This is a genomic window from Nostoc sp. EspVER01, assembly GCF_034530635.1.
Taxonomy (GTDB): Bacteria; Cyanobacteriota; Cyanobacteriia; order Cyanobacteriales; family Nostocaceae; genus Nostoc.
This window is the reverse complement of record NZ_JAVRCS010000001.1, coordinates 501,749-513,206: the sequence shown is the minus strand read 5'-3', so window position 1 is coordinate 513,206 and position 11,458 is coordinate 501,749. Positions and strand designations below refer to the sequence as shown.

The following is an 11,458-nucleotide window of genomic DNA, read 5'->3' as shown; positions in this document are numbered from 1 at the left end:
TTGAGAAAACCTGTCTCTTATTTTTCTTGGAATAATTTATTCTTTGGAAGTCCCTCAGCACCGCAGCGTGGACGTTGGGCAATTCAAGAAACCAGTACTTATACATTGCCAAGTGGGGGAATTTTTACCCCAGGAGCGTTATTCAATTATGCAATCACGATTGAATCTGCGGCTCAACTACCGCAGATTTTTCGTAAATTGGCTTTAGCTATGGCGCAACCAGGCGGATTTGTCGCCCATTTGAGCATTCCTACTGCTGTGCAGACAAGTTTAGTTGAAGATATAGCCTTACCTCAGCTAGATATTTCTCCCTTTCCAATGACTGCTTCCAAAGAAGCGATCGCTAAATCGGTAGAGTTATTATCATCTGGCCCCTTTGCTATCTGGGTTGGTTTCGGTGCGCGTGACGCAGCAGCTGAAATCCTTGAACTCGCTGAAAGAACCGGAGCCGCCGTTATCTGCTCACCCCGTGGTAAAGGTATCTTCCCTGAAGATCATCGCCAATTTGTGGGTGTCACAGGTTTAGGCGGCCATGCTTCCGTCTTAACTTATATGGAAGAACAACCTCCACTACGCACACTCGTATTAGGAACCCGTCTTGGCGAACCGACTTCCTTCTGGAGTTCGGCGCTAGTTCCAAAAAGAGGTTTTATCCATGTTGATATTGACCCGGAAGTTCCAGGTGTAGCCTATCCCCACGTTGAAACTTTCGGAGTTCGGTCTGACATCAAAGCTTTTGTGAAAGAGTTGTTGCAGCAATTGCCAGATGCTCCTGATTCCACAATGCTGTTACCTCGCCCAGAACACAAAGCAATTGAACCGGCATCAGACGTAGACTATCCAGTACGTCCAGAAGTATTGATGGCAGCAATTCAAAAGATCGTTGTTGAGGGTAGCGATGCGATAGTAATGGCAGAGTGCGGTAACTCCTTTACTTGGTCAACTCATTTACTACAATTTGCCGAAGCCAATCGTTACCGAGTCAGCACCGGAGTCGGAGCAATGGGTCACGCCGTCACCGGAGTATTGGGTGCAGCGTTGGCGAACAATAGTAAGGCTGTGGGTATTGTCGGCGATGGAGCAATGCTGATGAATAACGAAATCAGCACAGCTGTGAAATACAAAATTCCCGCAATCTGGATTGTACTTAACGATGCGCGTTACAACATGTGCCATCAAGGGATGAAAATCTTGGGGTTAAAGGGTGCAGATGCCACACTTCCACCGACGAACTTTGCCATGATTGCTCGTGGGATGGGAGCAGAAGCGATCGTCGTAGTCAGAGAGTCAGATATTGAAGCCGCATTAGAACAAGCGATCGCATCAACTGTTCCCTTTTTAATCGATGTAGTGATTGATGCCGATCGCCCAGCACCTTCTGGTGGACGTAATAAGAGTTTGGCAGCACAAGGAGTTAAATCAAGTGCCGCGAAAAATGCAGCCAAACAAGTTTCTTTTCCAATGGTTTGATTTTAAAAGCTGGCAATCTTATTCGATTGTTGTAGATATTACTCTCTTCCGGCTCAAAGATTTTTTTTAACGAACCGCATTCGCGCAGCGTCTCGTTAGAGAAGGACACAAAGGACGCGAAGGAAGAGAGTAAAACACGGGAGCATCCCAATCTTTCAAAAATTCACAACACTGATGCAAAAACCCTTTAAAGCTTTCTTAACTTTGCGTTCTCTGCGCCCTTTGCGGTTCGTTTCCTTATTCTCTTATTCCAGCTAATAACTACACTCACCAAACTGGAATTTTAAATGTTTATTTGAACACAAAAGTTTTTCTTACTTCATCCAATCCTAATCTTCCAGAGGACTTTTGTGTCTATCCATTTACATTTTGTAATGTTAATTACTTTCTCTAACCAATCCCAAACAATATCGAGAGGTCAAGATGCTACTATTTGAAACTGTTAGAGAAATGGGTCACGAACAAGTTCTTTTCTGTCATGGTAAAAATCCCGAAATTAAGGCAATTATTGCTATCCATGACACAACCTTGGGCCCCGCGATGGGAGCTACAAGAATCTTACCTTATGTCAACGAAGAAGCTGCTTTAAAAGATGCACTTCGTCTAAGCCGTGGAATGACATATAAAGCAGCCTGTGCCAATATTCCGGCTGGTGGTGGAAAAGCAGTCATTATCGCTAATCCTGAAAATAAAACAGACGATCTATTGAGAGCTTATGGACGTTTTGTTGATAGCTTGAATGGGCGTTTTATTACTGGACAAGATGTCAATATTACTCCTGATGATGTGCGGACAATTAGTCAAGAAACTAAATATGTTGTTGGGGTATCAGAAAAATCTGGCGGGCCTGCTCCCATAACATCACTAGGAGTTTTTCTCGGAATTAAAGCCGCTGTAGAATCTCATTGGCAGAGTAAAAGACTTGATGGCATGAAGGTTGCAGTTCAAGGCTTAGGAAATGTTGGTAAAAATCTCTGTCGTCACTTACATGAGCATGATGTCCAGCTTTTTGTGAGTGATGTAGATCCAGTAAAAGCGGAAGAAGTGAAACGGCTTTTTGGCGCAACCGTTGTAGAACCAACCGAAATTTACTCACTGGATGTAGATATATTTGCTCCTTGTGCTTTAGGAGGAATTCTGAATAGTCATACAATTCCTTTCCTGCAAGCTTCGATTATTGCTGGTGCAGCTAATAATCAATTAGAAAATGAGCAACTACATAGTCAAATGCTTGCTAAAAAAGGAATTCTTTACAGCCCTGATTATGTAATTAATGCTGGAGGACTAATCAATGTTTACAACGAAATGATTGGTTATGACGAAGAAAAAGCTTTCAAGCAAGTGCATAACATTTATGACACGCTATTAGCAATTTTTGAAATTGCGAAAGAGCAAGGAGTTACTACTAACGATGCTGCTAGACGATTAGCAGAAGACCGGATCAAGAACGGTAAGCAAAATCAGAGTACAGCGATCGCAGCCTAATTATTATTATCTTCAGGGGTGAGAAATGGAAAAAAATACCTTTGCGACATCAGCTTATATTGCAACTTCACCAGAGAGCGCCTTTGAGTATCTTTGCAGCTTGAAGAACTTAGATGAATGGACGCTTTATAGCCGGATGAAAGAGCAAATTGACGAAGATACCTGGCTCGGAACTGCGTCTGGTTATCACAAAAATCTTTACTATCATGTTAAAAAACTAGAAAATCCGCTTTTCTACGGCATTGAGTGGCACTGTGGATTAGAGTATCAGAAATATTTTCAGGTTTATCCTGTCTTGCTATTTCCTACAGATTATATCGAGCCTGGAACAGATGAAAAAGGTGTGTATTTTCACTGGTTGAGCTTTGTCGATCCCAAACGGCAGACTCAGATGATTATGCAGGGAATTCATACAGTACACACTTCTGAATGTCGTTCTCTCAAAGGTAATTTGGAACGCAAAGCCGGTCTAACCTCAGCAGCCAAAGGAAGCCACTTTATCGATACAGACACTATTTATGTTGATGCCCCAATTGAGATCGGCATTGAATACTTAAAAGACTTAAAAAATGTAGATGAGTGGGCGCATTTACTGCGACCCAATGGTGAGATCACTGCTGAATCAGGTGAATTCAAAGATGAATATGACCAAAAAGTAAAAGTTTCTGTGCGAGTTCATTCTTTGAGTAAATACTACTTACTTGAACAAGAACATTTTTATCCAGATTACGAATATTATCAGCGTTCTGTAGCTTTACTTATTCCAACTGCATACTCTTTCGCTGACCCAGAAGCCTCTGGTTTTATCCTACATCGAATTACATTCTGGAAAACAGATGGAACTGTCACCCACGGCAAACTTCAGATTGAAGACTATGGTGCTGAGAGCATGAACATCAAACGTTTACTCGAAGCTAAAGCTGGCAACCTCAAATCATTTGACCGAGGAATGAGCTATCTACCAAAAATTCAAGAATCACTACTAACTAATTAAAACCTCAGCGCTACTCTGCGCTTCCCTCTGCGTCCCTCTGCGTTTAAAATTCACCTCTCAACTCCCCACGATTAGCCTTATTGCAACACATGAAACTGAAGCCACTTACTATTACTATCCTCACCTTTTGTGTTGCCGCTTTTTCGGGAATGAAAGCTGCCTCAGCTGCTTCCTTTTCAGTAATCGCCGACGGTCTATATAATGCCGGTGGACTGAGTTTTAGCCCTGATGGTAATCTCTATGTTACAGAAGCGGGAATCGGAGGAAGTGGCGCTTGTGTCCCACCAGCAAGTGGTCAAGGTGACTCTTTATGCTATGGCACAAGTGGGGCAGTTACCAAAATTGAGAATGGTAAAACCGAACGCATACTTACAGGACTACCTTCTTTAGCATTACCAGATGGTACTGGAGCCGGTGGTCCTCGTGACATCAAATTTGATGCTACGGGTAAACCTTATGTTCTGATTGGGTATGGGGCGAATCCGACCTTTCGCGATCGCAATTTAGGTTACACTGACCTCGGTAAAATCATTGCTCCCGATTTTAATACCAATTCCTGGACGAGTGTTGCTGATATAGGTAACTATGAACTCGCCAATAATCCCGATGGTGGTGATGTCGGTAGCAATCCTTTGGGTTTTGTCATAGATGGCAATAAGTTAGTTGCAGTTGATGCAGGTGCAAACGACTTACTCAGTGTTAATACTGATAGCAGTAATTTGCAGGCCATAGTTGCGTTTCCCCAAGACATATTAACTAATCCAGTTTTTCCACCCTCCGGTACACCATCTAATGAACCAGCCCAAGTGCCATCTCAAGGTGAAGAGGTGCGAACGCCGAAGGCGGGGCTTCGCCCATCGCAGTTTGCAACTCAACCAGTACCTTCAGGGGTGGCAAAAGGCCCCGATGGTGCTTATTATGTCAGCCAGTTTACTGGTTTCCCCTTCCCTGAAGGTGGGGCAAAAATCTATCGAGTCGCTGCTGATGGTAAATCATCAGTCTTCGCCGATGGTTTTACCCAACTCACCGACTTGGAATTTGATACTGAAGGCAATTTATATGCTTTGCAGTACGCCAATCAGTCAGCTTGGAAAGGTAATTTTGATGGTTCTGTCATCAAAATGGCTGCCGATGGCACACGCACAACTCTGCTGAGTGGCAATGGATTAGAGTCGCCTAGCGCCTTGACTATTGGTGCTGATGGTGCAGTATACGTCACCAACCGAGGCGATCGCCCTGGACTTGGACAAGTTCTCAGAATTGAAAATATCAAATCTGTCCCTGAACCGAGTTCTGCTTTCGGCGTATTAGCGATCGGTGCTTTTGGCGTTGCTTGGTTGCACAAGAAAAGAAACTCTAAACCTCTCACAGATAGAGTTGTGGCGCTCAAGTAAAAAGTTTCAAACCAATATCAGTGCCTCTCAAGGACATTTACCCTGCATTCTTCAGGGACTTAGAATTCCTTCTCTTTAAAACCATAAAACTTTCCCAAAATTAGTAACTCTTTAATCTCCCTTGAAAGGTATGAAACTCAAATCATTTGCTCTTACATCTCTGACATTTTGTTTTGCTGCTATTTGCGGAACACCATCTGTACAAGCTGCAACACTAACGACAATTGTCGATGGAATCAGTAATGCACGGGGTGTTAGCTTTGGCCTAGACGGCAGTCTTTACGTAGCAGAGCCAGGTATCGGAGGAAACGGAAATTGCCAACCATCTCCGAGTACCTTGTTTCAGCCGATCTGTGCTGGTAATAGTGGTTCGCTGGTCAAAGTTGCATCAGATGGCACCAAACAGCGTCTATTCAATAACTTTGAATCTATAGCAGAGCAACCCAGTGGCAACCAAGGCGCTGGTATTCAAGATATACAATTCGACTCTCTGGGGAATGCTTATCTTCTAACTGGGTTTGCTGGTTATCCAGGAAATCGTGATCTAGAATCACTTAACCTTGGTTCTCAATTCACTATCCCACCACAGCAACTTGCTACTTTCCCGCCATCCACACCCGATAAAGTACTGAATACTCCGCTTTTAGCACAACTTTTCAAAGCTGACTTGAATACCGGAAAGCTGGAAAGTATTTTCGACTTCGGCAAGTATGAAATCACTAATAACCCAGACGGTGGGGATGTAGTTACCAATCCCTTTGATTTGACCGTTAATGGTGATACTGCTTATGTAGTTGACGGGGGTGGAAACACCGCTTACAAAATCAAACTTGACGGAAGTGAGTCTGAGGCAATTGCAATTCCCAAGAAAGTCCTTAGTGCTTCAACATTGCCACCTTTACCACCAGGACAAGAACTACCTCCAGGTTTAGTAGAAATACTTCCAGGAGGAAACATCGCAATTCAAGCAGTACCTACAGGTGGCACGATTGGCCCCGATGGAGCCTTGTACGTTGCCGAATACTCAGGTTTTCCATATCCAGAAAATGAATCGCGGATCTTCCGCATCGGCGACGATGGCAACCCAGAGGTTTTCCTAGATGGGTTTACGCAAATCACTGACTTAACCTTTGATGATCAAGGCAACTTGCTAGTGTTGCAGTTCGGTGATGAGTCTCAGTTGAAGGGTGACTTGCGGTTCCTTCCCGGTTCTCTGATTAAAGTTGCTCCCGATCTAACTCGTACAACCTTGGTTGCTGCCGGTGAAGGGCTGGAATCGTCTGCTGGAATCGATATTGGCCCTGACGGGCAAATATACATCACCAAACGCGGAGTTGGCCCAGAACTAGGATCGGTTGTTCGGGTAGATGGTATCGTTGCCGAAAAAGTCCCTGAACCTACTTCAATACTTAGCTTATTAGCACTTGCTAGTGTAGGCGCAACTGGTGCGATCGCCAAGCGCAAACGCCAAGACAAGCTGGGTGAATTGCTACCCAAAGCAGAGATAGTCTAATTCCTCATTACCTGGTGTCAGGTAATGGTTAGAAAATAGGCTGCTGCCTTACACAGAAAGTTGCATTTCAAACAAGAGGCAGCAGCCCGAATATTAGGGTTCCCAAACTGGGACGGGGAACGAAATTAGTCTAGGAACGAGTATACACTCATACAACCAGGACTTCAAACTCATGGGATTAGTCAAAAATTTCTCAATCGGAATTCTCGGTACTGGATTCATGGTGTTGGCAACAGCAGCCCCAGCCAATGCTGTAACATTAACTTACGACAGAAGTATCGGTAGTCCTGGTTTCGGCCCTGGAGAACTGTTTGTTCCCCAAGGTATAGCGGTGGATAGCCAAGGGAATACCCTCATAGCTAACGGACGCGGTATTAACCCGGCCGATGGTACTCCTAACTACAACCTCGGTAACAAAATTGAAAAATTTAGTCCAAGCGGTCAGTATATTGGAGCAATTGGCTCCGGCGGCACAGGGCCCGGACAGTTCGACGAGCCAACAACTGTAGACTTTAATCCAGTAACAGGGGATTTGTATGCAGGTGATGTTTACAACAACCGCATCAATCAATTCGATTCTCAGGGTAACTTTATTAGATCCTTTGCAAATGGAGAATTTACCCCTCTCGTACCAGGTAGGTTTTTCTTTGGGCCATCTGGTGTAACTTTTGACAAAACTGGCAACGTTTACGTAGGTGATTTTAACGGCGAAAGAATCCTTAAATTCACATCTGACGGACAGCAAATTGGTGTGATTGGTGGCGCCAATGGCTCTGCACCTGGGCAATTCCAAGGTGTAGCAGGTGTAAGAATTTCCCCAGTTAGTGGAAATATCTTTGTAGCTGACCAGTATAATAACCGCGTTCAAGTACTCGATCCAAATGGTAATCCTCTGTTGGCATTTGGTTCAGCAGGTAGCGAACCTGGACAGCTTCTTCAGCCAATTGGCATCGAAGTGGACGACCAAGAGAATGTTTATGTAGCTGATTCTATCAACAGCCGCGTTCAGGTATTTGATAAAAACGGTAACTTCTTGACTTCCTACGGCCAACCAGCCCTAGATGCATCAGGCAACTTAGTCCCGCCTCCAGCATTAACTGGTCCTCCTTTTGGTAATCCACTCGACCTCACACCAGGCAGATTTAACTGGACCGGTGGTACAAGCCTCAAAGATGGCAAGCTTTATGTGGGCGATTTCTTTCAAGGTCGCGTTCAGGTGTTAAACGTAGAGGGCAGAAGGCAAGTACCGGAATCTAGTTCAGCATTGGGTTTAGCATTGCTTGGATTTGGGGCTGTTACCGTCACATTGCGGAAACGCGGACAACTACAGAAAGAATTGCAAAAACAGTGCTAGTAGTCAGGTAAGCAAGTTCGTAGTAAGGACTTTAGTCTTTATTTTTTAAGCACTGAAGTACTTACTACAAACCTTCAGGACAAAGAACTTGGGATATTTTGCCTAAATTGAGTTGTCAAGAATAACTTGTTGATATTTGAAAATTGGAAGAAAAATGTCTTTGAAATCCTCTTATTCAGATCGGCTGAAAAAAACTGACCAGAGGTTGATCGCTTTATTGAGCGATCGCATATCATTATTAGCAGCATCAGAACAGCCTTCTTTAGATGAGCAACTGGCTGATGTCGCTCCCCTACTTGCTGAAGCTGGTATTTCTGAGTCTGTTTGGGCAAGTGTGCTAAATAGTTGTCATACTACTCTGATTCCTAAATATGCAACAAATCATGTCACTCCCCGACAAATTACCATCATCGGTGGATGCGGCAGGATGGGAAAATTATTTAAAGAGCAACTTTCGCTAGTAGGTAATAATGTTAGCGTCCTCGAATCTGATGATTGGGAATATGCAGATCAACTATTAAGTCAGACCGAATTAGTTTTAGTCAGCGTTCCCATTGAACATACAGTTGATGTTATCAAGCGTGTAGCGAAATACCTTGCGCCAACTACCGCTTTGTGTGATATTACGAGTATTAAAACACAGCCAACTCAAGCAATGCTCGAACACCATTCTGGCCCAGTCATGGGTTTACACCCAATGTTTGGGCCAGATGTAAAATCGTTTTTTGGACAAAAAGTAGTGGTCTGCCCAGGTCGAAACGATGATTCCTTTCAATGGTTTTTAGACTTGATTAAAAATCAAGGTGGAGAGTTAATTGTTTGTACGCCTGAAGAACACGATCGCATGATGGTGATCGTTCAAGCAACACAACATTTCTGTAGATTTAGTCTTGGTGTTTTCTTAGCACAAGCAAAAATCGATATACAACAGACTTTAACCATGTCAACTTCTAACTATCGTCAAGAAATTGACATTGTTAAACGTTTGTTTTCCCAAAGCCCTCACTTATGTGTGGATATTATGCTAGCTACAGAAGAAAGATGTGATGCAATTAGCTTTTTAGCTGATACTTACAGTCGTTTGGCAAAACTAGTAGCGATGAAAGATAGAGACGCATTAATTCAGGAGTTTGAAAAGGCTCAAAGCTTTTTTGAAGAGAAAATTAATACTTTTATACAGCCTTTAAATACAATGGCTATCCAACGAGATTTTCAACCAAAATTGCACACAAATATTAGCATTTAAATCAATATAAATATGCTGATAGACATCTTTCACGATACCGTTTGTCCTTGGTGCAGAATTGGGAAAAAACATCTGTTTGATGCACTGGCACAACAGCAAGAACAAGAAGTACATATCCGCTGGCATCCTTTTCTTTTAGACAATACTGTTCCTGCGGAGGGATACGAATTTCGCAGTTTTATGCAAAATAGAAAAGGGATGAAAGCGGAAGAAATACAACAGCTATTTGATAGTACGCAACGCGCAGGTGAGGCGGCTGGAGTTAAGCTAAATTTTGAAAAAATCCGTTTAGCTGTCAATACTAAGCTTTCTCATCAATTAATTGCACTTGCACCCACAAACACAAAAAACGATGTTGTCGAAGCTATTTATCAAGCTTATTTTGAAGACGGTTTTAACATTGGAAATCTTGACGTTCTTGTTGCCATCGGTACAGCGTATCAGATGAATGCTAGCGAATTAAAGTTGCAATTAAACGATCGCGCAGTGAGTGATACAGTTATTGCTGAATCAACATTTGCTCGGTTAAATGGCATCAACAGCGTGCCATTCTTCGTCATCAATGACAAAGTTAAGGTAAATGGTTCTCACTCGGTAGAGGTGTTCCTAGAAACTTTGAATCGTGCTGCACTTTTAGATATACCTGCAAAAATATGATAGTTGACATCAAGCAAAAAAGTAGATTAATTCATCAGCGTGTTTCGGTTACTTTTAACTACGAAGTTTACTTCACCCAAAATTTATTTGAGTTGAAAAATCCTACATTAGCCCAAGTGGTTGGTGCGGATGAAGAGACAAAGCCAAAGAAATTAGTTGCAGTCATAGATGCAGGAATATTAAAGTATCAACCGGAATTGGTGAAGCAATTAGTCGCGTATACCAAGTTTTATGCAGAGGTACTAGCGATCGCAGCTGAACCAATGATAATTTCTGGAGGAGAAGCTGCTAAAAACGATCGCACTTTATTAGAGCAAATCCAGCAACAGATTGAAGCTGCCGGATTATGTCGCCATTCTTATGTGTTAGCGATCGGGGGTGGGGCGATGTTGGATTTGGTAGGATATGCAGCCGCAACTGCTCACCGGGGTATTCGTCTCATTCGAGTGCCAACGACGGTGTTAGCGCAAAATGATTCGGGGGTTGGCGTCAAAAACGGCATCAATGCCTTTGGTAAAAAGAACTTTTTGGGGACATTTGCGCCACCTTATGCAGTTATAAATGATTCTGCGTTCTTGACAACTCTAGATGATCGCGATTGGCGTTCTGGAATTGCAGAAGCAGTCAAAGTTGCGCTAATTAAGGATGCTAGCTTTTTTGATTTTATCCACTCTCACACCGCAGCTTTGAGGCGGCGAGATATGGATAGTATGCAACAGGTTATCTATCGTTGCGCCGAGTTGCATTTAGAACATATTGCCAATGGCGGCGATCCTTTTGAGATGGGTTCGTCTCGTCCCTTGGATTTTGGACATTGGGCGGCTCATAAGCTGGAGCATCTGACAAATTATCGCTTGCGTCATGGCGAAGCTGTTGCGATCGGTATTGCTTTGGATAGTACTTATTCTTATTTAGCAGGATTGCTGGATTGTTCGGAGTGGCAACGGATATTAAATACTTTATCGGCGTTGGGTTTTACGTTGTATGTGCCTGAACTAGCTCAGAAGTTATCACAATTGGAAGATCCTGATTGTTTGTTTCGGGGTTTGACTGAATTCCGCGAACATTTGGGGGGGGAGTTGACTTTGACGCTGTTGAAAGGGATTGGAAAAAGAATTGAGGTTCATGAGGTGGATTTGTTTTTGTATGGGCAAGCAATATCGCTGTTGGGGGAAGTGAGGGGGGAGTTTTAAACGCAGAGGAACGCTGAGGGAAGCGCGAAGGAACGCTGAGGTTTTATGAGGTTATTTACTACTTTTGGGGGAGGTGGATATTTTTAAATGGGATTGTTGGGAAATGTACTAGGAATGCAGTGTAAAAAGCGAATAAATTGACACCTAATCGA

At 43.2% G+C, this 11,458-nt stretch carries 9 protein-coding genes; all 9 read left to right on the top strand.

Annotation, left to right across the window (positions count from 1 at the left end; translation table 11 throughout):
* Positions 1-1,470, top strand: a 1,470-nt coding sequence (locus tag RMX69_RS02005; protein ID WP_322636339.1) for a thiamine pyrophosphate-dependent enzyme, incomplete at its 5' end; no start/stop codon positions are given.
* Positions 1,471-1,893: 423 nt separating this feature from the next.
* Complete coding sequence (gene scyB / locus RMX69_RS02000) at positions 1,894-2,955, top strand: tryptophan dehydrogenase ScyB (RefSeq protein WP_322636338.1); 1,062 nt, start codon at positions 1,894-1,896, stop codon at positions 2,953-2,955.
* A 25-nt stretch (positions 2,956-2,980) separates the two neighbouring features.
* On the top strand, positions 2,981-3,949 hold the full coding sequence (scyC, locus tag RMX69_RS01995; protein ID WP_289799628.1) for a scytonemin biosynthesis cyclase/decarboxylase ScyC: 969 nt from the start codon (positions 2,981-2,983) through the stop codon (positions 3,947-3,949).
* Positions 3,950-4,038: 89 nt separating this feature from the next.
* Positions 4,039-5,343: a ScyD/ScyE family protein gene (locus RMX69_RS01990; RefSeq protein ID WP_322636337.1), complete on the top strand. Its 1,305-nt coding sequence runs from the start codon at positions 4,039-4,041 to the stop codon at positions 5,341-5,343.
* A gap of 130 nt (positions 5,344-5,473) precedes the next feature.
* Entirely contained in the window at positions 5,474-6,856 is a 1,383-nt protein-coding gene (locus RMX69_RS01985; protein WP_322636336.1) for a ScyD/ScyE family protein, read from the top strand.
* 172 nt (positions 6,857-7,028) lie between these two features.
* Positions 7,029-8,210 carry a scytonemin biosynthesis PEP-CTERM protein ScyF gene (gene scyF, locus RMX69_RS01980; protein WP_322636335.1) on the top strand — a complete coding sequence of 394 codons (1,182 nt, stop codon included), beginning with the start codon at positions 7,029-7,031 and terminating at the stop codon, positions 8,208-8,210.
* Positions 8,211-8,364: 154 nt separating this feature from the next.
* Positions 8,365-9,456, top strand: a complete 1,092-nt coding sequence (gene tyrA / locus RMX69_RS01975) for a bifunctional chorismate mutase/prephenate dehydrogenase (RefSeq protein WP_322636334.1) — start codon at positions 8,365-8,367, stop codon at positions 9,454-9,456.
* A gap of 12 nt (positions 9,457-9,468) precedes the next feature.
* Positions 9,469-10,113 carry a DsbA family oxidoreductase gene (locus RMX69_RS01970; protein ID WP_322636333.1) on the top strand — a complete coding sequence of 215 codons (645 nt, stop codon included), beginning with the start codon at positions 9,469-9,471 and terminating at the stop codon, positions 10,111-10,113.
* Positions 10,110-11,306 (top strand): 3-dehydroquinate synthase, encoded by a 1,197-nt coding sequence (locus RMX69_RS01965; protein ID WP_322636332.1) that lies wholly within the window; start codon positions 10,110-10,112, stop codon positions 11,304-11,306. Before RMX69_RS01970 ends, RMX69_RS01965 begins: the two co-directional genes overlap by 4 nt.
* Positions 11,307-11,458: the final 152 nt, after the last annotated feature.

What these genes read in the sequence shown, in the direction of transcription:
- RMX69_RS01970 (WP_322636333.1), top strand. Translation starts at nt 9,469, where the DNA reads ATGCTGATAGACATCTTTCACGATACCGTTTGTCCTTGGTGCAGAATT.
- scyB (WP_322636338.1), top strand. Translation starts at nt 1,894, where the DNA reads ATGCTACTATTTGAAACTGTTAGAGAAATGGGTCACGAACAAGTTCTT.
- scyC (WP_289799628.1), top strand. Translation starts at nt 2,981, where the DNA reads ATGGAAAAAAATACCTTTGCGACATCAGCTTATATTGCAACTTCACCA.
- tyrA (WP_322636334.1), top strand. Translation starts at nt 8,365, where the DNA reads ATGTCTTTGAAATCCTCTTATTCAGATCGGCTGAAAAAAACTGACCAG.
- RMX69_RS01985 (WP_322636336.1), top strand. Translation starts at nt 5,474, where the DNA reads ATGAAACTCAAATCATTTGCTCTTACATCTCTGACATTTTGTTTTGCT.
- RMX69_RS01965 (WP_322636332.1), top strand. Translation starts at nt 10,110, where the DNA reads ATGATAGTTGACATCAAGCAAAAAAGTAGATTAATTCATCAGCGTGTT.
- scyF (WP_322636335.1), top strand. Translation starts at nt 7,029, where the DNA reads ATGGGATTAGTCAAAAATTTCTCAATCGGAATTCTCGGTACTGGATTC.
- RMX69_RS01990 (WP_322636337.1), top strand. Translation starts at nt 4,039, where the DNA reads ATGAAACTGAAGCCACTTACTATTACTATCCTCACCTTTTGTGTTGCC.